Origin of the sequence: Limnothrix sp. FACHB-1083 (assembly GCF_014696485.1) — a bacterium.
Classification (GTDB): domain Bacteria; phylum Cyanobacteriota; class Cyanobacteriia; order CACIAM-69d; family CACIAM-69d; genus CACIAM-69d.
Genome location: NZ_JACJQD010000003.1, coordinates 100,350 through 121,899, shown reverse-complemented (window position 1 = coordinate 121,899; position 21,550 = coordinate 100,350). Strand labels below are relative to the sequence as shown.

The window sequence follows — 21,550 nt, the reverse complement described above, 5'->3', positions numbered from 1 at the left end:
GAAGCATTGGGAAACGACAAAAAAACGATCGCTCGGTCTTAATTTGCGATCGTTTCCTGTCTCCGACGGAGAGGGGGGGATTCGAACCCCCGTTGACGTTGCCGCCAAACTTGATTTCGAGTCAAGCGCATTCAACCGCTCTGCCACCTCTCCAGGTAAGCGAAGTTAATATTAGCAGCAATGCCGCAATTTGCAAATTGTTTTGCGCTGGTCTGCCGAAAGCTCTGATTGCGCTGGGGTTGGGTCTTTGGAAGATGCCGTTGATTAGCCCACGAACTCCCAGACCCCAGCGGAGGACGGATCGTTGATTCTTGGGTATCCTGTTGTCCAGACCATCGATTGACAGCGATCGGGGTGGGCCCCAGGGCCGGCCCCTGTCGAGCCGTCATTGGGGCCACGCCACGGGGCTAATCCACCACAAATGCCATGCCGGTTTCAAAGCGGGTTTCACAACCAGACGATTACCTTGCACAGTTGCTTCAGCGGCTTTGGGCGATCGCCACAGGAGACACCAGCACCTACATTCTCAAGCGCACGTTGCAAGCCCTCTTAACCTTGCTGTTGGCTTCGGCCCTGTGCTTTGTGATTGTGGATCTGGCTCCCGGCAGCTATTTGGACACGATCGCCCAAAATCCACAAATCAGCCGCGACACCCTCGCCCTCTACACCAAGCAATTTGGTTTGGATCGCCCCGCCCTTGAGCAATATTTGCGCTGGTTGGGTCAGGTGGTGTCCCAAGGGAACTTCGGCACGAGTTTTGTCTATCAACGATCGGTCACATCCCTGCTGGCGGAACGAATTCCCGCCACTCTCTACATGGCGGTGCTGTCGCTGCTGGCCACCTGGGCGATCGCCCTGCCGCTTGGGATTGTGGCCGCCATTCACCACAACCGCTGGGTCGATCGCGCCTTGCAGGTGATTAGCTATCTGGGGCAAGGCTTCCCCAGCTTCATCACGGCCCTGCTGTTGCTGTTTGTGGCCCAAAATCTCTCGCCCCTGTTGCCCGTGGGGGGCATGACCAGCCTGAATTTCAGTGAACTGTCCCCGATCGAGCAACTCTTAGACATTGGTTGGCATTCCATCTTGCCTACCATTGCCCTCAGCATCACTGGTTTTGCCGGTTTGCAGCGGTTGATGCGCGGTCAGCTCCTGGATGTGTTGCGCCAAGACTATATCCGCACTGCCCGGGCCAAGGGATTGCCCGAAGACCGCGTGATCTATGTCCATGCGCTGCGCAATGCGGTGAACCCGTTGATTACGCTCTTGGGCTTTGAATTTTCCAGCCTGCTGGGCGGTGCGTTCATCACGGAATATTTCTTCAACTGGCCGGGCTTGGGTCGGCTGATTTTGCAGGCGGTTCAAGTCCAAGACTTGTACTTAACGATGGCGAGTTTGATGATGGGTGCAGTGATGTTGATTTTGGGAAATTTGTTGGCGGATTTGTTGCTGAAATTTGTGGATCCGCGGATTAATTTGCAATCCATGCAATAGGTTGGCAAACCATTTCCCAAAGCACGAATTCATCGCAGCTAGCTAAAAGCAAAATCAATGGCGGTGGTCTCCGGCCCGCCAGACCAAGGCCGATCGCCCAATCGGGATTTCGACTCAATCTGTTTGGGCTTGGCGGTTATTAAGGATTGGGGGGTTGGGCTTTCGAGGGGGCGAAAAAACTGCTGCTGAGAAAATTGCTGCTGAAAGAATTGAGAAATGGCCGTTGCCACCGCCGGCCCCTCCACATCCAAGGGCAACACATGGCCCGATCGATCAAACCATTGCAATTCCACCGGGCCCGCCACCCGATCGCGCACCCACTCCGCCGCCTGGTAGGCAATGGTGCGATCGGCGTGGGAATGGGCCACAAACACCGGACAGGTGATCCGCTCCAGTCCCGCCTTGGCCCGTCGCGACAAGCGCCAGAGCACCCGCCCCGCCCGCGCATTTTCAAACTCATAGCAGGGGGCATAGAACCGGCGATTCAGACGCTTGGGAATTGAAAAATTGAGCCAGCCCAAATATCGCGCCAAGACGGCTCCTCGGAAGGGCAGTTGCAGCGCCGGAGCCGTTACCGCACAGGCATCGAGCAAACCTTCCGCCGCCAGAATCAGGGCGATCGCGCCGCCCATGGAATCACCGTACATGGCCACAAAGTCATATTGCTCCCGGGCCCGGCGCACTTCGTCTCGGGCCGCCGCCAACAGTCGATCGGGCGTGATTTTTGCAATTTCCCGTTCCTGAACGGGGCGATCGCGCCAGCCATGGCCCGGCAGCAAAGGCGCAACCACATCCAACCCCTGCTGCGCGATCGCCCGGGCCACAGGCCCCACCCCGTAGGGCATGGCAGTGAACCCATGGAGACAAATCACCACCCCGCGCGATCGGCCCTTGGTCGTTTCCTTGGCCGTGGTTAAAGCAGCCGCTAGCTGAAAAGGAACCGCGTCCGGGTGCAATTGAGCGCGTTCTTGGGCCGACAGGGCCTCGAAACCGGAGAGGTAAGGACGGGCAGACAGAGGGGTGGCCATGGCAGTCACGGGCGATCAACAGCGGTTGAAAAACAGAGGTCAGCCATTGCACCAGCGGCGGGCAAGCCACCTTCCGCAAATTCACTGACTCTGGGTTCAACCTATCCTGTCCCTGCTCCCCGGCTCAAACCCCCACCAACCGCTTTCTGAAGCGCCCCGATCGCCCTCAACCAATCTCCCCCGCGCGATCGGGCAAATCACCCAGAATTCCTTTATTCACGGGCCATCGGACGGCGAGCGGCTAGCCCCCGCAGGCAAATACTCAAGGACAGTTTGGGAAATGGCACAGCTTCCTAGGATTGGGGTCAGCCCAATTTTTCCAGGCCAATTGTTGCCGCCTGCCACAAAAACCCGTTGCCAACCCGGTTGTTTGGCTGCCTTGGAGTCCACTGCCCATGGCTTTGGTTGCAACCCGTGAATATTAGTGGTGTTTCGTGAAAATCATCAAATATCGTTGCGAGATTGGGCAATTAGTGACTTTCTATACAGTTTCTAGGGGTTGGTCGCGCAATATGGTTTGAACCTTAAATAACTTCCCATCCAAAAAACGGATTCGAGGCCATTTTTTCTCGAATCCGCAGATCCGTTTATGGGTTTGTTGTGCATAAGGCAACGGCAACGAACAATAACGAACAATTCTGAATACCTTGCTATACCTATGGCTGACTTGTACTCACCTCGATCGGACGCAGACAAATCCCCCCATTCCCACGCCTGGTTAGCCAAGATTGGACGGCTTTCGCCCCCGCCGCGCCCCCATGTGCAACGGGCAAGGCTGAAGTTGTTGGTGGCCTTTGGAATTCCTGTGTTGATGTCGATCGGGGCTGGCCTGTTGGTGGGCTGGTTTGCCGACCCGGCCGCGGCCCAAGGAGCCGCCGAAGCACCCAAAATCGACACGGGCGACACGGCTTGGATGCTGGTTTCCACGGCCTTGGTGCTGTTGATGACTCCGGGGCTAGCGTTTTTCTATGGGGGCTTGGTGCGATCGCGCAATGTGCTCAACACCATGATGATGAGCCTGATTGCGATGGCCGTGGTGGGCGTGACCTGGGTGTTGTGGGGATATAGCCTGAGTTTCGCACCCACGGTGATCAACCCCGGCGGGACACCTGCCTTTGAAGCCAATGCCTTGATTGGCAGCTTGAAATGGTTTGGCTTCCAAGGCGTGGGTCTCGATCCGGATCCGGTGGGCTACGGGGCAACGATTCCTCACCAGGTGTTTGCCCTCTATCAAATGATGTTCGCCATCATTACGGTGGCGCTGGTCTCTGGTTCGATCGCGGAGCGCTTGAGCTTCAAGGCCTATTTCTGGTTTGTGGTGTTGTGGTCAACGTTAATCTATTGCCCTTTGGCGCACTGGGTTTGGGGCAAAGGTTGGCTGGGCAACATGGGGGCCCTGGACTTCGCTGGGGGAACGGTGGTTCACATCAGCTCCGGTGTTTCGGCCCTGGTGGCGGCTTGGATGCTGGGCCCGCGTAAGGATTGGCAAATCAAGGCGATCGTGCCCCATAATGTGCCTTTTGTGCTGTTGGGAACAGGGTTGCTGTGGTTTGGTTGGTTTGGGTTTAATGCCGGCAGCGCCATTGCTGCTAACGGTCTCGCGGCGACGGCATTCACGGCCACCATGGTTTCCACGGCGGCGGCGGGGTTGACCTGGACGGTGGTGGAGTGGTTGTTGGGTCGCAAGCCAACGGCGATCGGGATTGCCAGTGGCTTTGTGGCAGGTTTGGTGGGTATTACGCCAGCGGCGGGTTTCGTTGATCCCCTGTCTGCCATGGCGATCGGGGTGATTACGGCCCTGTGCTGTTTAGGAGCCGTCACCCTGAAGGTACGGCTGGGATTTGATGATGCCTTGGACACCTTCCCGGTGCATGGTGTGGGTGGCACGGTTGGAGCAATTCTGACGGGGGTGTTTGCCTCAAAGTCCGTGAACTCAGCCATCGACAGCGGGCTGCTGTATGGCGGAACGAAAACCTTCACGGCTGGCGTGGTGGGCGTGCTTGCAGCCTATGCCACGGCTGCGATCGGGACATTTTTGATTCTGAAGGGCCTGTCTTTGGTGATGGATTTGCGGGTGTCTCCAGAGGTGGAAGATCAGGGCTTGGATGTCCCTGAGCATGGCGAAGATGCCTACGGAGAGCCATAGGACGAGTGTTGAGCCAGTTCGACTGACATCCATTACCAATGGGCGATCGATCAGCGCAGACCAAGGGCCCAACTGACATCCATTACCAATGGGCGATCGATCAGCATCGATCAGCGCAGACAAGGGGCTGAAGCCCCTTGCCCCTGCGACGAGCTAGTAATGGGTGGAGGCTTCAAACCCCTTGGCAGATCCCCTCTCAAGTCTTGAGGTTCATTCAGTTATGGCAGCAGACGGCTGACGAAATTGCCCCAGACCGCTGCCGCTTGGCCGCTGTTGCCATCGGTGGGTTTGCGGGTGTCGTTGCCTAACCAAACCCCAGCCGTTAGGTTGCGGCCAGGCACATAGCCAATAAACCAAAGGTCGGCGCTGTCGTCCGTTGTGCCGGTTTTGCCCACGGCTCCGGGCACATTGGCGGCCGATCGCCCCGTTCCTTGCACCACAACCCCCCGCAGCAGATCCGTCATGGTCTGGGCCACTTGGGGCGAGAGCACCGGTTGGTTAGCACCGGGCTGATCTGCCTGGGCATCGTACATGACGCGGCAGGTTTGCAGGTTTTGCGGGTCGGTGCAATCGCTGGTGTCCAGAACGCGAGTGATCGCCTTAGCGTGGTTAAAGCGGCCATTGTTGGCCACGGCCGCAAAGGCTCCGGTCATTTGCAGCAAGGTGGCTTCGCTTTCCCCCAGCACGAGGCCGGGAGTTTTGCGCAGGGGGCTGGTGACTCCCAAGCGCTGGGCCAAGCCAATCACCTCATCCAGCCCCACCGCTTCGGCCACCCGCAGGGCGATCGGGTTTTCGGACAGGGCCACGCCGCTGACCATGTTCAGGGAACCACTGCCTGATCGACAGCCTCGAAACCGTTGCCCCATCCAATTCACGGGAGCGCAACTGTAGGCGGTGTTGGGGCTGATGCCTTTTTCCAGGGCGGCCGCATAGGCAAATAGCTTGAAGGTGGAGCCGGGCTGGCGCAGGCCGTTGGCGGCGCGGTTAAATTGGCTGTCTTCAAAGCTGCGGCCGCCACTCATGGCCAGAATGGCCCCATCGGTGGGGTCGATCGCCACGATCGCCCCTTGACTGACTCCGGCCCGGCCGCCCTGGGCATCAATGAACTGTTGCAGGGCCCGATCGGCTTCGGTCTGGGCTGCTAAGTTCAAGCGGGTTTCAATTAAGAAATTGCCTTCGCGGGCCACGCCGGAACCAAAAAGCTGCTCCAATTCCTCAAAAACATAGTTAAAAAAGTAGGGCGCACGGGTCGATCGCAAAATTTCCCGCGCTCGGGGACTCACCTCCACGCGCGATCGCCGGGCCCGCTTGAACTCCTCCAGGGTGACAGCGCCCTGATCCAACATCCGCTGCAAGACCAAATCTCGCCGTTGCACCGCTGTTTTGTAATTGCGGGCTGGGTTCCAGCGATTGGGGGCCGGCAAAATGCCCACCAACATCGCCGCTTCGCCCAGGTCTAGATCCCGCGCAGATTTTTCAAAATAAAATCGAGCGGCATCCTCAAAGCCGGCCAAGTTGCCGCCCAGGAACACTTGGTTCATGTAGGCCAGCAGCAGCCGATCTTTGCCATAGAAACTTTCCAGCTTCAGGGCCACGATCGCCTCTTTGATTTTGCGACCGGCGGAATTGTCTGACCCCACATAATCCCGGTAAAGGGTGCGGGCCAGTTGTTGGGAAAGGGTGCTGGCTCCCTGTTGCAATTCCCCTTCCCGCGCGTTCACCACCAAGGCCCGCAAAATCCCGATCGGGTCAACGCCAAAGTGCCAGTAGTAGCGTGCATCCTCCGAAGCCAACAATGCTTTTTTGAGGTAGGGCGAAAATTCCCCCAGGTTCTTGGCTTCCTGGTGGGCCCGCCGCTCGATCGCCTGGAGCGGTTGCCCATCCCCCGCCACCACAATCACCGGGCCGCGCTGGGCCTGGGGCAGGGGCAAAATCTGAATGCCCTGCCATTGCCAAATCACCGCCAAACTCACCAGCCCGATCGCCCCGGCTAACCCCGACAGGCCATAGCGCAGGACTTGCACCAGCGGCGTTGGCGGATCCACATATTGCAGCCGCACCGAGTCCGCCAGCTCCGGTGGCCCCAACACGACCATTTCCCGGTGGCGCAAAATTTGCCCATTGATCCGTTTTTTGCCGCTGAATGTGCCGTTGGTGGAATCGCGGTCTTCAATGGCAAAGGTGCTGCCCAAAAAACTGGGAACCCGCCGCAAGCCCGCGTGGGTGGTGCTGACCACGGGGCTGTTGAGGGGGATGTCGTTGGCCTTGCTCGATCGCCCCAAAAGGTAATAGTCCCCCAACAGGGGATAGTCTCGGGGGGCGCTGCCCGCCTCATAGATCACAATGCGGGGCGGGTTGGCATTAGCCGCCAATTTCAGCCGGGCCAATTGCACCCGCGAAAGCTGGGTCACCGTTTGGCGCAGGCGGCCCAGGATGGTTTTGGCGGGTTGAGGCGGAGGCGGCGTAGGATTTGGGCCCATAGGGCGATCGGGATCAAAACGACAGAATGGCCATCATTATTTCAACACGATCCTAGGAAAGCGCGTAGCGATCGCCGGCCACTGTTCACCCATCCTCGGGTCGATCGAGATCATTCCCAGCACCAACGTCCCAACACCCGATCCCAAACGCCAGATCCCAAACGCCAGATCCCAAACATTTCGGAAACTCTCAAAAACTTCCAAAGTTTTCAGAACATTCGGAATTTTCAGCTTTTCGAGAAATTCAAGGGTTTCTAGAGTTGCCGAAATCTTGTCAAGAGAACTTGAGAAACGCAAGGATTTGAAACGAATTCGAGAAAAATTGTTGAGAAACATCGACAACTATGGACGCTCCGATTTAGCCCCCCTTAGGCTGGGGAGATAGTGTTCAATCTGGCAATCCGCAGGCCATCGAATCGAACCATGAACCCACAACGCTATCAGTTTCGCTGCACCCTGACCTTTGGGGACATCTACGGCCAGATCATGGCTTGGTTGATCGTGATTTTCCTGAGCCTGGCCAGCGCGCTCGCCCTGTTGGGAGCCAGCAAGCCCCTGTATGCCCTGTCCATGGTTGGGTTGATTTTGGTGCTATCCTTGCCTTTCCTGTTGTTCGCCTTTGTCACCACCCTGCTGAACCACATTGAATTTGTAGCGGTGGACGCGGCGGCGGACTTGGCCACTGGTGGCGGCTACGAACCCACCCAACCGGCCCAGGCTCTTTAGGACAATTTGGGGGCCTGCCCATGAATGAGCCGCTAAACGAGTTAATTCACGATGTTCTGATCGTGGGGGGCGGGCTGGCCGGCTGTCGGGCAGCCCTGGAAATTGCCCGCCAAAATCCCAAACTCAGCATCGGATTGGTGGCCAAAACCCACCCGATTCGATCGCACTCGGTGGCCGCCCAAGGGGGAATGGCCGCCGTGTTGAACAACGTGGATCCCGAAGACACCTGGCAAGCCCACGCCTTCGATACGGTAAAGGGATCCGACTACCTCGCGGATCAAGACGCGGTGGCCATCCTCACCCAAGAAGCCCCGGAAGTGGTGGTGGACTTGGAACGTTTGGGGGTGTTGTTCTCGCGCCTGGAAGATGGGCGCGTTGCCCAGCGGGCCTTCGGGGGCCATTCCCACCGGCGCACTTGCTACGCGGCCGACAAAACGGGCCATGCCATCTTGCATGAGCTGGTGATGAATCTGAAGCGAATGGGGGTCACGCTCTACGAAGAGTGGTATGTGATGCGCCTGATCGTGGAAGAGGGCGAGGCCAAGGGCCTGGTGATGTTTAATCTGCGGGATTCCCAGCCAGTGCTGGCCCGGGCCCGGGCTGTGATGTTGGCCACGGGGGGCTATGGCCGCGCCTTCAACACCACCTCTAACGATTACGCCTCCACGGGAGACGGGCTGGCCATGGCTGCTCGGGCGGGCATTCCCCTGGAGGATATGGAGTTTGTGCAGTTTCACCCCACGGGGCTTTATCCAGTGGGGGTGTTGGTGTCGGAGGCGGTGCGGGGTGAGGGGGCTTACCTGCGCAATGCGGCGGGCGATCGATTCATGGCGGACTATGCCCCCAGTCGCATGGAGTTGGCTCCTCGGGATATCACTTCCCGGGCGATCGTTAAGGAACTGCTAGCGGGGCGAGGCATTCATCTCGATGGCAGCGCGGGCGGCCCCTTTGTGCATCTGGACTTGCGGCATTTGGGCGAAGCAACGATCATGAGCCGCGTTCCCTTTTGTTGGGAAGAGGCCCATCGCCTGCTGGGGGTGAATGCGGTGGAGGAACCAATTCCGGTGCGCCCAACGATTCATTACTCCATGGGCGGCATTCCCACCGATGTGAATGGGCGGGTTCGCAGCAGTAGCACCGGGTTTGTGGAAGCTTGTTTTGCGGCGGGCGAGGCGGCCTGTGTGTCGGTGCATGGGGCCAATCGCCTGGGCAGTAATTCCCTATTGGAATGCATTGTGTTTGGCCGGCGCACGGGCCGGGCGATCGCCCAATATTTAGACAGCGGGCGCAAGTTGCCATCCTTGGACGGATCGCGCTACCTGGCGGAGGCCCGGGCCCAACTCCAGGCTCTGTTGGGCCATTCAGGGCCAGAGCGGATCGCCCAAGTGCGCCAAGATTTCCAAGACACCATGACCCAATATTGCGGGGTGTTTCGGACAGCGGACTTGATGCAAACGGGGCTGGAAAAGCTGCGGGAAATTGCCCAGCGCATCGAAAATACGAGGCTGGACGATCGGGGAACCTGTTGGAATACGGAACTGATTGAGGCGTTGGAGCTGCGATCGCTCTTTACGGTGGGGCAAACTATTTTGACCGCTGCTGAACGTCGCCAAGAAAGTCGTGGGGCCCACTGCCGTGAGGACTACCCCGATCGCAATGATCAGGCCTATCTCAAACATACGCTGGCCTATTGGTCGCCCTCGGGCATTGATTTGCAATATATGCCGGTGACCTTAGGCCTGTTTGAACCCCAGGCTCGCCAGTATTAATCTCCCAATTCATCTCCCAACTCAACCCCTGCTGGATTCAGCGGCCTTGAAATCATCTGGTTTTGGGTTGGAATTCGCCCCTAGGATTTACATTTGGCTCCTAGGTTGAGGGGAATTTGAATCAAAAACTCAGTTCCTTCACCCACCTGCGAAAAGCATTCCAGTCTGCCCTGGTGTTTTTCCACAACAATTTGGTAACTGATGGACATGCCCATCCCGGTTCCTTTCCCGATCGGCTTGGTGGTGAAAAAGGGGTCAAAAATGCGCCGTTGGATGTCTAGGGGAATGCCGGGGCCATTATCAGCAATGCCTACCACTAGCCATTTAGATCGAGTGCTGGACTTGCTATCACTTAGCGAAGATCCGGTGGGATTGGTGGAGGGCAGTTCTATTTCTTGAATTCGAGTCCGAATCCGAATCCACTGACGCTGGACTTGCAAGTCTTGATAATCGCGGTTAGCGGTGGCTTCCTCAAGGGCATCAATGGCATTGCTCAGAATGTTCATGATCACTTGATTGAATTGACCGGGATAGCACTCGATTGGGGGCAGGTTGCCATATTCGCGAAGGATATCGATCGCGGGGCGATTAGCCTTGGCTTTTAAACGGTGCTTAAGGATTGTGATTGTGCTGTCAATGCCTTCGTGCAAATCTACGGCCTTTAATTCCGCTTCATCCAACCGTGAAAAATTGCGCAGTGATAACACAATCTCGCGAATGCGATCGCTCCCCACCTTCATGGAAGCCAAGATTTTCGTCAAATCTTCCTCTAAAAAATCTAGCTCGATCGCCTCTTGTTCCTCCTGAATTTCTGCGACTGGCTCGGGATAGTACTTCGCGTATAACTGCAATAGTCTCAACAAATCCTGAGCGTAGGTACGTACATGTTCCAGATTGCCGTAGATAAAATTCACCGGGTTATTAATTTCATGGGCAACCCCCGCCACTAATTGACCCAAACTGGACATTTTTTCGGACTGCACCAGTTGCAATTGGGTTCTTTGTAATTCACTCAGAGTGCGTTCCAGTCGATCGCGGGCTTCTGTCATGGCGGCCATTTGGGACAGGCTCGTCCAACAGGCGATCGCCACCCCCAAAAATGCCACCGTAATTAACACAATGCTGAACACGGCTCCGTGGCTGCCGAAGGAAAATCGATCCAACCCAGCCCGCGCGAACCAACCAATGCTGACCGCGCCACAAAGCAGCAGAATCAGCACCGTGACCTGAAACACCACCCAATCGCGTTGGATGTTGATGGGCCTTGGGCGGTAGCGGTGACTCCACCAGGCCGGCTGACAGAGGGCGATCGGGCAATTTCCCACCCCCTGGGCCGCCACGCCGACCGCCATGGGCAACAGCAAGCCAATCAGCCAATCTTGCCAGCCCCAAGCCAAGCCACCCACCACAAACACGATCGCCTCCATGACCAAAAACAGCAGCGACCATCGGGGCCAGCGCACTTCCGGGCGTTTCCGTTGCAACCACAGCCCCAAGTGGATGCCCATCATGGCGCTGAGGTAACCCGTCCCGGTAACCATCACCACCCGCGACACATTGCCCCAAGCCAAACAGAGCAAACTCACCCCCAAGGTGAACAACAGGCCCGGCTCCAAAACTCCGCGCGGCGAAACCACCGAAAACAGGGCTGGGAGATGGCGGTCTTGGGCTAACTGGTAAAGCACCCGGGGGCAGTTGGAAACGGCCGTGGCGGAACTCAGCAGGCAACCGGAAGCAATCAAAAACGTCACCAGCCCGGGCGTGAGGCTGCCCCAAAACGGCCCCGCCGCCGCCATTAGGTGCAAATAGGCGCTGTCACCTAGCCGGGGAGAAATGGCCAACCGCGCCAACAACCACGACCCCAGGACATAAACAATGGGTAGCGCGATCGCAGCGGCCACCAAGCAATCCAGAGTGCGGCGGGGTTTGCGACTGTCAGCCACAAAAGAGGAAGCCGTTTCACAGCCATAGACCGCATAAATGGCCACAAAAAACCACTTGGCCCAATCTGTGAAATCCAGGTTGAAAGGAATCGGTGCAAACAGCCCTGGACTTTGAGGCGAAAAGCTCAACCAACTAAAGCCTTGAAGGCAAAAAACTAATAAGCAGCTAATAGCAGGAATGACAAAAAAGGCATGTAAAATTCCGACGGTTCGGGAGTTGCTGAAGGTGACAATATAAGGCAGCAGGGTGAATAAAATCCGGAAAGCGGTGACTGGACAATCCACCCCCAACGGTTCCAAGCTGACCTGAATTAGGTCGGTCAAAATGATGGCATTCATGGGCGGAACCGAGACCCAACCCAGCCAATAGCCGATCGCGCTGTAGCGGGCTAAAAATGGGAACTTATGGAGTAACTGAGTGGCATAGTTTGGCGTTCCGCCCGATCGATCTTGGTCATGAACTCCGAGTTGCCTGACTTGCAAATTCAGCAAAGTACCAATCACGGCTCCCGGAATCCAAACCCACAGGGAGCCAATCCCCAAGGCCGCATTCATTGCCGGTGCGGTTCCCAGCCAAAGCAACAAACCGCTGAAACCAAAACCCCAAGTTTCAATGGAACCCAAAGTGCGGGGCAATTTAAATGCAAACCGAGAGGACTGAGACATGGATCACAAAAATTCCGTAGACACTGAAAGTTTTCGCCATTGCAAAAACTGACAAAAGTGAATAAAAGGCGATTTTTAATGCCCTAAATGAAGAATAGTTTATGAACTAATGTGAGCCTTGTGATGTCCCTTTAATGGTGATTAAAAATTAAAAGTGGCTAAAAAATTGTGACTATGGTAACCAAAAAGGTTTATCCAACAGTTCATAAAATAATTTAACTACTCCTTAGTTTAACGCTAATAGATGATTTACTGACAATCAAAGTTTAAACAAAGCTCCAAAATCAGGCCTTAAGTTGATTGAAATCCTCAGCCTTCAAGAGCTTGCTTTGAATCTCCGTATTTTTTGAGACCTGTTTGGTGGTAAAACGCACCCGAATCAGAGAACTGAATTTGAAATGAAGCATTGGTTGAAAGACTGATTAATGATTCAGTGGTAGTGATGGATAAATGCAAGGGCGCTAGATGTCAACATGAAAAATGAGGATGAATATCAAAATCACCAATTCTCTACGTTGATGTTTTGGAGCTAATCGCAATCTGTAAAATCTCAATTATTTTAGATATAAATATGATTAGAAGTTGTTTTCTGAAAAATGATTAGTGAGCTGAACATGATCTTAAGATTAGTCAAAATTCATTTTGATTGATGCTTAAGCTGATTGATGTCTTGAGACTCGCTATCAAAACAAAGATTGATTAAAGAAAGAGCTAAATGGGGGGCAACTTGACCTGCCAAGGGAGTTAATCAGCTTAAGACCTTGTAATCGATCGAAAATTGATCACTAATTCGTGATTTGGATTGAATATTCCTAAAAATCTCTGAATTTGTTGAGTTTTTGATAAATTTTGAAAATTTCTATGGATCAATCATCTTGAAAACTCAGTGGCTTTGACTGGGTAACGTCAAAATGATTGTCTGATCGAGTCCATTAGAAAATAAATAGAAAATAAATATTGAGTATCAACCTGCTGGAGCGAGTTGTGTGGCTGAGATGTTGAAACTTTGATATGAGAAATGGAGCTGTGAAATTAGTTAATGGTGAAATAGGGTATTGAAAATCTGATCGATCTGACCTTGTTTTGGGTATTTTTAAGTCAAGTTAACGTAGCGAGTGAATGGTGTTTGAGCCGTGACCAATTGCGTTGGCTAGGCTGTGAGAAAAATAGGCATGGAAAACCAAAAGGTTGCCGTGAAATTACTGGGTTATGGGGAGATGGTGAATGCTGAATGAGCAAACCCCAAATACTGAGGTTCGGGCCGAGGGGCGCACAGAAGCAGGCGCGGAGGCACAACCGGTGACAGCAGGGCCGATCGACAATGGGACGGTCACGATCGTGTACAGCGATGAGTTTTTGCTGCACGACACGGGCTGGGGCCACCCGGAACGGCCCGATCGCCTGAGGGCAATTGTGGCGGCCTTGCAAACGGCTCCCTTTGCCGATCGGCTCCGTTGGCATAGCCCCCAGTTGGTGCCCGCCAGCGATGCTCCGATCGACCCGCTCACCCAAGCCCTGCGCCGGGCCCACGAACCGGACTATATCAATCACGTGCGATTGCTGGCCAATCGGGGGGGTGGGCAACTGGAGGTTGACACGCCCATTTCTGCCCGGAGCTACGAGGTGGCTCGCTTGGCTGTGCAGGCTTGGTTGGACGGCATGGACGAGGCGATCGCAACGGGACAACCCGTGTTTGTGGCGGCGCGACCACCGGGCCACCATGCTCTGCGCCATCGGGGGATGGGGTTTTGCTTGTTTGCGAATGCGGCGATCGCGGCCTTGACGGCCCTGGAGGCGGGCCAGACACAGCGAGTGGCGATCGTGGATTGGGATGTGCATCACGGCAACGGCACTGAGGCGATCGTGCGGGATCATCCCCAAATTGCCTACTGTTCCATTCACCAATCACCGGCCTATCCGGGCACGGGTCGCCCCGGAGTTGCCGATCAAGATCATCAACTGTTGAATTTGCCCGTGCCTCCGGGAGCCGACGGCAGCACCTATCAGGCCTTGGTTGAGGCGCAATTGTTGCCGTTCTTGCGGAACTTTGATCCCGATTTGTTGATCATTAGCGCGGGGTACGATGCCAATCGAGACGATCCGTTGGCGCAAATTCATCTCCAACCGGAGGATTATGGATGGCTGACGCGATCGCTCCTGGGCATTAGCCGCCGAACGGTGCTGGGGTTGGAGGGTGGCTACGATCTCAACAGTCTGGCGCGATCGGTCTATGAAACGATCCTGGCCTGTCTCTCGTCCTAACGAACAGCCAAGCGCTAGGATATGGCGTAGGGATGCTTGGCCACCCGGAGCGCTGAAAGCTAACCCCGTAGCCTAGAATGGGGGAAGCAGTCGAGCAATCTTGACCCGCTTGCTCGATCGTCAGCCGACAACTCAAGCAAATTGCCATCATGGCCAGCATGGAAGTTGGATTGGGGATCGACTGGGCCAAATTCCCCCGATCCTGTGGTTGTCATTAGCGCTGAATGGTTGCTTGGCAGCGCCAGTGAAGCCACTGCCCCCCAATCAAACTTTGAAACTGCAACTCCACTCAATTGCAGGGGCCAGTTCACCACCTTAGAAGAGGCAAGCTATGCTACACCGCAAGATTTATCAGCTCTGCTGTGACGGACAGGAAGTGTGCATATTCCTGCGCGATCAGCAGCGCTGGATCGAGCGCGCACAAATCCTTGACATTGAAGGCGACCTCGTGACCCTGCGCTACGAAACCGAAGAGGACGACGAAACCTGTGCTTGGGAAGAAATGGTGCGCCTCGAAAGTATCGGTTCGGTGACGCGCAAGCTTGCTTCGGTGTCTCGGCGCAGTGTCTTAGATCTGCCCGTAGCGGAAGAATGCCCGGAAGCGGAGCAAATTCGCAATCACTCGGATAAGAAGGACGCGGACAAGTAGCAGGGCGAGGAGGGAATTTTCTGGGAATTTTCCCGGTTTTTCTGTCCACAGCTAGCCCTAACAATGGGGTTCGATTCCGGTAATTGAATCCAGCCCAATCAAGCTGAGTATCAAGCTGAATAACGAAATGGGAACGGCTGCTAACCAGTCGTTCCCATTGTTTGGGCCTCATTTTTTGGGCCTCTCAATTGGTCAGCAAATGGGGGCCTAGTGGGTCGGGCGGGTTTCAGCCGGTGTCTTTGAATGCTGGTTTCTGAGTGCTGGTTTCTGGTCTGCTCAGTTTCCGGGTCGTGCGCTCAAAAAGACTCCAAGTAAAGGCCATCGGCCTAGGTGTTAGTTGGGAGCAGCGCTGGTTGCAGCATTGGGAAACAGTCGATCGCGCCCTTGGTCGATCAGGGTTTGGATGATGGTGCTTTGGCGGGTTTGCTCGAAGACGCGCCGCAGAATGGTGCTCAGGCGATCGGGACTGAGCCAGTTTTCGCCCTCCGGTTGGCCGGCCCATTCCGCTTCCACATGGGCTTGGAACAGTTCCACCAGGCTCAGGCCCGCCACTCGGGTTAGGTAGGCCGCACTGAGACCCTGAATTGCGCCGCCGGCCAGGTAGGTGAGGGCGCTGGTTTTGAGGGCGGTGGCGATCGCCTGGCTGCCCAGTTCCACCAACCCGAGCTTGAGCATGACTTCTCCGAGGGTTTGGGCGATCGCCTGGGCCCGATCGAGGGAAAACCGTTGCTGATAGATCTGGCCCAAGTCCATCACCAATTGGCCATTAATTGCCGCCGTGGCCAGCAAGTCCAGGCCGGGCAGCGGATTGGCAAAGGCCGTGGCAGCGGCAATCCATTGACTTTGCTCGATCGCTCCGATGGCGCGATCGCGTCGATCGGCTTTGAGGGTGGTTTGCCACTGCTGCGTCATTTGCCGAGTTCGCCGCAGGGTGGTGCGCCACCGCCAGCGATCGCCCTCTGCCATGAGCGTGTTTTGCAAGCCGGTGACCAAGGCTCCCAAGTCCGGCTCCGGCTGCTCCAAGAATTCTCGCACCGTGCCATCGGCCGCATGTTTCCGGACTTTGATCGCGGCTGGCGCGGCGGCGGTGGGGATGATGGCGGTGGGGGCTAGTTGCCCATGGAGCCGATGTTGAATCGTGGTTAACACGGTGTCGCGATCGGCGGGCAGGTAGCGATCGGCCTTGTTGAAGACCACGATCGGGGCCTGCTCGTGGGCCAACAGCCATTCCAAAATTTCGTATTCCGTTTCGGTAATGTCGCCCGCTGTCACAAACAGGGCCCGATCGGCCTGGAGGGCCAAGTCCAGCGTGATCGGATCTTGGGTTTCGCCCCCCACAAACAGGCTGGGCAGTTCTCGGTAGTCGATCGCCAGGGCCGCCGCGCCCAAGCTGTTGGCCAACGCCGATTTGCCAACGGCGGGGCCCCCCAGAATCGCCAGGGCCAGGCGCGATCGATCTAAATCTTGGGTCAGGCGATCGAGTTGGGCTTGCCAATCTTGAGCTGCAAAAGTGGGTAGTTCTGCCGCCACCAAATTCAATAGACCCTGGGCCCGCGCGATCGCCCGTTCCGCAGCAGCTCGATCAAGGGTGCTCGGCTCCGTCACCGGGGCCACCGGGAGCGGTCGTCGTCGCGTTAACCACAGGCCCGCGCCCACGGCCACGGCTCCGGCCGGCAGCCAACTGCCCAGCCCATGGAGCGCTTGGTTCAGCACCTCCAGCGCCAACCACACCCCGGCAACCCCCGCACCCAGCAGCCAAAGGGGTTTATCAGTCAGGGATTTGGAGAGGGGCAGCGCCATGAATCTGGCTCCTTTGAAGAAGTAGGCAAGGGGGGAAGGACGGCGGCCATGGCGATCGCGCGGCGGCCGTGCAACCGAATTTTAGCGGACGAGTTTTCCGGTCGTTGCGATCAATTAAGAATCTCTACGTTTCGGGCGCGTTGGGGCCGATCGGGTCGGTGGGTGGGTTCCGGGAGCGGGACGCTGGGCCGATCGGGCCACCACCACCACCGCCGCCACCGTCCAGCCGCCCGCCCGCAGGCTGTTGCTGGCCGCTTGAACCGTGGCCCCGGAGGTGTAGATATCATCCAGCAAAATCACCGATCGGGGGCGTTGTTGCCCCAAACCCGGCCCCAAGGCAAAGGCCCCCTGCACATTGGCTGCCCGATCGCCCTGGCCTAAGCCAAATTGCGCTTGGGTATCCCGAATCCGTTGCAGGCCATTGGGGATCAGACGATGGCCGGTTACATCACAAAAGTGCTTGGCCAACAATTCCGCCTGATTAAAGCCGCGTTTTTGCAGTCGAGCTTCATGGAGCGGAATCGGGATCACCCAAGGGGCCGCTCGATCGAGCTGTTGCCAAGGGGTTGCCATTGCCCGATCGGTTCCTGGTTCCAACCACAGACGACCCAAACCCTGGCCCAAGGTTGCGGCCAGCTTGGGATGACCTTCGTATTTCAGGGCCGCGATCGCCCGTTTTAGGGAGCCGTCATAAAGCCCCCAAGCCAGGAACAGGGGAGCCGACGAAACAAGGGCAGAGGGCAAGCGGCCCCACCGTTGCTCAAGGGGCAGTTGACTGGTGAGCAGGCGACGATCGCAGGCGAGACAGAGGCCTTGATGCTTGGCCGGGCGATCGCATAGCTCACAGGATTGCTGCCAAACCAAATCCGACAGGGCTTCAATCGATCGGCTCACCCAAGATTTCGCCACAGACCACCCCAAACGTTACCCTTGAAATCGGTTTTGAAATCAGTTAATGAATTCATCATCTCGCATAAACATGAAAAGCGTTAATTTCATGACGATCCCAGCCCTTGAATCGATAGCCATCCCGTAGCGATTTCGATCGTTTTCCAGAGCGCCGGACGGCCGTGATATGGTTTGGGCAACTTTTTCGATGGGTTCGATCGCTTGGCTTGGGTTCTGCCCTCGAGCAAAATGCTCTCAAGATGTGCTCAACATCCGGGGCAACGGAATTCGGGGCGGCAAAATTGAAGACAATTCAAGATGATCGAGCAGGGCCACAACAACCAGCCCAACCCAAGCACAGTAGACAAACGCATTGCACGAAGGGGTTTTGATGGTGACGAGTTCCAGTGCAACCCAGGGCAAAACCCACTGGGCGATCGCGATCGGGATTGGTCAATATCCTCTGTTGCCGCCGCTGCCCGAAGCGGAGACCCGTGTGGTCACCGTGGCCCAGGCTTGGCAGAGCCAAACGAGCGGCTCGGCGGGAACCCAATATCGAACCGTGATCTTGAGCGATCGCTCCTTGCCCCTGCTCGATCGCCCCACCTATCCCAATCGCGAAAATCTGGAATATTGGCTGGATTTTGCCGCCACGGAATTGGTGAACCCCGGTGATACCCTTTGGTGTTTTTTCAGTGGCTATGGGGTGAGCCATCGCGATCGGGATTATTTGCTACCCATCGAAGCCAGCCTTGATCGGACGGCAACGGCGGGGATTCCTCTGCGGCGAGTTTGTGAATATTTGAAATTGGCCAGCGATCGGGTTGGCCCTGGTGGGCAAGTGCTGCTGGTTTTGGACTTGAGCCGGCCACCCACCGAAAACCTGGCTCCGGTGGGCGGTGAAATTCCCCTCTTGGCCCAAGAAATGGGGTTGTCGATTTTGTTGGCAGAACCGGGGGCGGGTCGCCAAAGCAGCGGCCTGTTGGCTCCGGCCCTGGCGGCGGCCCTGGGCCAATCCCAGGGGATGAATCTCTATGCCCTTTCGCGGTTTTTGCGGGAAACGACCCGCGCCTTAGCCCAGGAGCAGGGCCAGGTTGCGCCCCAGGTGCAGGTGTTTGCCCACCCCCACGAGCGGCTTTACGAAACGGTGGTGGGGCGGATGGTGCCAGAGCCGCCACTTCCGATCGAGTCCTTTGTGGTGTTTCCGGCCAGTGCGCCGGCCTTGGCTGTGGAACCTCCGATCGCCCCCTTGGGAAATGGGTTGCCCAGCGATCCACCGCTTGATCCCCAGCCCGATTACCCAGTCAATCAACCCAACTCACAGCCCAATTTGCAACCTAATTCACAACCCGACCAACCGCCAGAACTGGGCGTGTTTGGGTCAGATCAGGTGCAAAGTCCGGCTTTGGATGATGAGGCGCTCGATCGATTCGCGTCCGCCGCCAATTTGCCCGATGCTTGGGCCACGGAACCCAGTGCCTTTGAGGCGCTGTTTGCCAATGATTGGGTTCCAACGGAAGAGGCACAACCGGGACTGGCCACGCCGAATTCCTTCACATCGGCTGTGGGCGATCGCCCGGCGGAGTCGGCCAACTTGCGGCCCCCAAGTGCGATCGCGCCCGTGCTCCCGATCGAGACGACGCATTCCAACAGTTCCTCCAGTTCCCCCTCGCCCAACGCCCTGCCGCCGGAACCGATTCCCGAGTCCCAGCGAGATTTGGCCCTGGTTGGCCCGCTCACGGCTGGTCTCAGCGCCAGCGACTTGGCCTTTGCGCGCCAGTTGGTGACTTGGTTGGGAATTTTGGGAATTGTGCTGTTGGCGACCGTGGTGGCCCGCAACTATGCAGCCCTGTTTGGAGCCAGCATCACGGCCCCAACGCCCAGCCCGGCCGCCCCTTTTGGCGCGAATACATTGCCCCCCGCTACCCCGCTGCCTGCGCCGGCCAATGGGGCATCGCCCCCCACCGGCTCCCGGACGTTGCCGCCGCCGGAACCTAGCCCTTTGGCGAGTCCTCAGCCTGCTCCCGTTGCTCAGTCGGGGTTGCCTAGCCCCAAACCCAGCCCCCCAGTCAGTCCTAACCCCAGCCCCGCGCCGCCGGCCGCCAGCCCTGCCGGGGTGAACCAATTGAACTTGGCACGGATCCCGATCGGGACGAATCAGGCTTCGGAATTTGGCAAAGCAATTTTGCGGGCCCGAGAAATCAAACCGGGAGATCCGGGCTACCGTCAAGCCCAGCAGGCGATCGACCGCTGGAGCCGGGTCATTTTGGATTTGGCCAAGGGGCGGGCCCTCAATGGCGACTTTGGCGGGGCGATCGCGGCGGCCAAAATTGTTGCGCCCGATCGGGGTGAGGTGTACCAAGAGGCGCGCAGCTCGATCGCCCAATGGCAAACCCTCCAGCAGCAACAGGCCAACAACCGCGCCATTTTGCAAAAAGCCGCCGGCCAAATTCAGCTTAATCAAGCCTCCAGCTATAACCGGGCGATCGACCTGGCCCGCAGCGTGCCCGTGAACCAACCGGGATATCCCGCCGCCCGCGACCAAATCAATCTTTGGAGCCAAGAAATTCTCAAAATTGCCCAAGGTCGCGCCAATGCCAACCAACTGACCGCCGCCATCCAAACGGCCAGCCTAGTGCCGCCCAACACGGCGGCCTATGCCAGCGCCCAACAGGCGATCGCCCAATGGAAAAAACGCGCTCCCGCCCGCTAACGGATGTTTGGAAGATGCCCTAAAAATATGCAATCGGGACGGCAGCGATCGCGATACCCCCCTAAACAAATCGCGTGAGCTGCACCCGATAGCGATCTTTCTTGGTGGTGGCAATTTCCCCGATCGAGAGGCGGCCCTTGCCCGCCAACACCACCAAATCCCCCGATTTCAGCAAATGGCTGGGGCTGGTGATGTCTTTCCAGTTCACCCGCACATCGCCCCCGGAAATTGCCTCCGCCATTTTGCTGCGGGAGATGCCAAACCCGGCGGAGGCGATCGCGTCTAGGCGCAAAGAAGCCTCCACCGTCGTCATTTCCTTTTTCTTGGGTTCACGAACCTTCAGTTCACTGAGGGGAATGGCGCGGGTTTTCACCGGCACTGATCGCACCTGGGTGAGGTTCAGTTCCAAAAACTCCACCACCTCCGGCGCAACCAGGGCTTGGGCCCCGCGTTCCCCCTGCACCAACAAATCGCCCACCTTGTCGCGCACCAGCCCCGTCCCCAACAGGGCCCCCAAAAAGTCCCGATGGGTGGCCGGGTCAAACAAAAAATTCCCGGCAATTTCCAAGGCCGCCACCTCGATCGCGTCTGTGATCAGCGGCAGTTCCGATCGGGCAAAGGCCACCCGCTGCCGTTCCGCTTGGGGATAGCCCCCCCAAGGCATGAACACCACTTCCGCCAAGCCACTGAAGACGGTTTGGATATCGGCAATTTCCGGCGGTGACAGAAAATCGCTCACGGCCGGTTCCCAGGTTTTTAGGCTCTGGTCTGCCAGGTCGATCGCCCGGGCGATCGTTTCTCGGTGGGTTGCACGTTTCAGCAGGGTTTCGCGAGGTAGCACGGTCTTTTTGAAGTCAGCGTTGGAGTCAGCGGATGCGGCCAAAACAGCAAAAACAGCGAATCAAAACCAGCGCAGCCAAGACCGCCTGTTGATTAGCCCTAGCTGTTCAAGCCAATCTTGGGTTAAAAAATACGGTAGCGTTGTCCAT

14 protein-coding genes and 1 tRNA gene are annotated in these 21,550 nt (G+C 57.0%); 7 read left to right on the top strand and 8 right to left on the bottom strand.

All coding sequences use genetic code 11. From position 1 onward, the window contains the following. Positions 1-66 precede the first annotated feature (66 nt). Positions 67-153 (bottom strand) — tRNA-Ser (locus tag H6F46_RS04695). Between the two features lie 273 nt (positions 154-426). Between H6F46_RS04695 and H6F46_RS04690 the strand changes: the two genes are divergently transcribed. Then, positions 427-1,491, top strand: coding sequence for an ABC transporter permease (locus H6F46_RS04690; RefSeq protein WP_099532794.1), 1,065 nt, complete (start codon positions 427-429; stop codon positions 1,489-1,491). Between the two features lie 38 nt (positions 1,492-1,529). On the opposite strand, the gene H6F46_RS04685 is transcribed toward H6F46_RS04690, so the two are convergent. Further along, positions 1,530-2,519, bottom strand: a complete 990-nt coding sequence (locus H6F46_RS04685) for a carboxylesterase (protein WP_206753572.1) — start codon at positions 2,517-2,519, stop codon at positions 1,530-1,532. A gap of 775 nt (positions 2,520-3,294) precedes the next feature. On the opposite strand from H6F46_RS04685, the gene H6F46_RS04680 reads away from it, so the two are divergent. Next, positions 3,295-4,665: an ammonium transporter gene (locus H6F46_RS04680; protein WP_347278285.1), complete on the top strand. Its 1,371-nt coding sequence runs from the start codon at positions 3,295-3,297 to the stop codon at positions 4,663-4,665. Positions 4,666-4,883: 218 nt separating this feature from the next. Here H6F46_RS04680 and H6F46_RS04675 read toward each other — a convergent pair whose 3' ends face one another. Both H6F46_RS04675 and H6F46_RS04670 read right to left on the bottom strand, forming a co-directional pair. Next, positions 4,884-7,145 (bottom strand): transglycosylase domain-containing protein, encoded by a 2,262-nt coding sequence (locus H6F46_RS04675; protein ID WP_190353758.1) that lies wholly within the window; start codon positions 7,143-7,145, stop codon positions 4,884-4,886. Between the two features lie 36 nt (positions 7,146-7,181). After that, a complete protein-coding gene (locus H6F46_RS04670) occupies positions 7,182-7,481 on the bottom strand; it encodes a hypothetical protein (protein ID WP_099532791.1) in 300 nt (99 codons plus the stop codon). Positions 7,482-7,568: 87 nt separating this feature from the next. Between H6F46_RS04670 and H6F46_RS04665 the strand changes: the two genes are divergently transcribed. Both H6F46_RS04665 and H6F46_RS04660 read left to right on the top strand, forming a co-directional pair. Next, positions 7,569-7,871, top strand: coding sequence for a hypothetical protein (locus tag H6F46_RS04665; RefSeq protein ID WP_099532790.1), 303 nt, complete (start codon positions 7,569-7,571; stop codon positions 7,869-7,871). A gap of 20 nt (positions 7,872-7,891) precedes the next feature. After that, positions 7,892-9,640 (top strand): succinate dehydrogenase/fumarate reductase flavoprotein subunit, encoded by a 1,749-nt coding sequence (locus H6F46_RS04660; RefSeq protein WP_190353756.1) that lies wholly within the window; start codon positions 7,892-7,894, stop codon positions 9,638-9,640. An 80-nt stretch (positions 9,641-9,720) separates the two neighbouring features. Here the strand turns inward: H6F46_RS04660 and H6F46_RS04655 are convergent, their stop codons facing one another. Further along, on the bottom strand, positions 9,721-12,249 hold the full coding sequence (locus tag H6F46_RS04655) for an amino acid permease (protein ID WP_190353755.1): 2,529 nt from the start codon (positions 12,247-12,249) through the stop codon (positions 9,721-9,723). A 1,224-nt stretch (positions 12,250-13,473) separates the two neighbouring features. Here H6F46_RS04655 and H6F46_RS04650 point away from each other — a divergent pair. Both H6F46_RS04650 and H6F46_RS04645 read left to right on the top strand, forming a co-directional pair. Further along, a complete protein-coding gene (locus H6F46_RS04650) occupies positions 13,474-14,511 on the top strand; it encodes a histone deacetylase (RefSeq protein ID WP_190353754.1) in 1,038 nt (345 codons plus the stop codon). 331 nt (positions 14,512-14,842) lie between these two features. After that, positions 14,843-15,160 carry a DUF6679 family protein gene (locus H6F46_RS04645; RefSeq protein WP_099532785.1) on the top strand — a complete coding sequence of 106 codons (318 nt, stop codon included), beginning with the start codon at positions 14,843-14,845 and terminating at the stop codon, positions 15,158-15,160. A gap of 333 nt (positions 15,161-15,493) precedes the next feature. On the opposite strand, the gene H6F46_RS04640 is transcribed toward H6F46_RS04645, so the two are convergent. Continuing rightward, on the bottom strand, positions 15,494-16,960 hold the full coding sequence (locus H6F46_RS04640) for a DUF697 domain-containing protein (RefSeq protein ID WP_190353753.1): 1,467 nt from the start codon (positions 16,958-16,960) through the stop codon (positions 15,494-15,496). Between the two features lie 114 nt (positions 16,961-17,074). Then, the gene (locus H6F46_RS04635; RefSeq protein ID WP_190353752.1) at positions 17,075-17,869 is read right to left on the bottom strand and encodes a ComF family protein; all 795 of its coding nucleotides are present in this window, start codon (positions 17,867-17,869) and stop codon (positions 17,075-17,077) included. 370 nt (positions 17,870-18,239) lie between these two features. Between H6F46_RS04635 and H6F46_RS19535 the strand changes: the two genes are divergently transcribed. Then, positions 18,240-20,561 carry a hypothetical protein gene (locus tag H6F46_RS19535; protein WP_190353751.1) on the top strand — a complete coding sequence of 774 codons (2,322 nt, stop codon included), beginning with the start codon at positions 18,240-18,242 and terminating at the stop codon, positions 20,559-20,561. Between the two features lie 61 nt (positions 20,562-20,622). Here H6F46_RS19535 and H6F46_RS04625 read toward each other — a convergent pair whose 3' ends face one another. Next, positions 20,623-21,402, bottom strand: coding sequence for a photosystem II S4 domain protein (locus tag H6F46_RS04625; RefSeq protein ID WP_099532766.1), 780 nt, complete (start codon positions 21,400-21,402; stop codon positions 20,623-20,625). Between the last annotated feature and the right edge of the window lie 148 nt (positions 21,403-21,550).

Bases quoted from the DNA above. Each gene is read 5' to 3' on its own strand.
- H6F46_RS04690 (WP_099532794.1), top strand. From the start codon at position 427: ATGCCGGTTTCAAAGCGGGTTTCACAACCAGACGATTACCTTGCACAG.
- H6F46_RS04685 (WP_206753572.1), bottom strand. From the start codon at position 2,519: ATGGCCACCCCTCTGTCTGCCCGTCCTTACCTCTCCGGTTTCGAGGCC.
- H6F46_RS04675 (WP_190353758.1), bottom strand. From the start codon at position 7,145: ATGGGCCCAAATCCTACGCCGCCTCCGCCTCAACCCGCCAAAACCATC.
- H6F46_RS04670 (WP_099532791.1), bottom strand. From the start codon at position 7,481: ATGTTTCTCAACAATTTTTCTCGAATTCGTTTCAAATCCTTGCGTTTC.
- H6F46_RS04665 (WP_099532790.1), top strand. From the start codon at position 7,569: ATGAACCCACAACGCTATCAGTTTCGCTGCACCCTGACCTTTGGGGAC.
- H6F46_RS04660 (WP_190353756.1), top strand. From the start codon at position 7,892: ATGAATGAGCCGCTAAACGAGTTAATTCACGATGTTCTGATCGTGGGG.
- H6F46_RS04655 (WP_190353755.1), bottom strand. From the start codon at position 12,249: ATGTCTCAGTCCTCTCGGTTTGCATTTAAATTGCCCCGCACTTTGGGT.
- H6F46_RS04650 (WP_190353754.1), top strand. From the start codon at position 13,474: ATGCTGAATGAGCAAACCCCAAATACTGAGGTTCGGGCCGAGGGGCGC.
- H6F46_RS04645 (WP_099532785.1), top strand. From the start codon at position 14,843: ATGCTACACCGCAAGATTTATCAGCTCTGCTGTGACGGACAGGAAGTG.
- H6F46_RS04640 (WP_190353753.1), bottom strand. From the start codon at position 16,960: ATGGCGCTGCCCCTCTCCAAATCCCTGACTGATAAACCCCTTTGGCTG.
- H6F46_RS19535 (WP_190353751.1), top strand. From the start codon at position 18,240: ATGGTGACGAGTTCCAGTGCAACCCAGGGCAAAACCCACTGGGCGATC.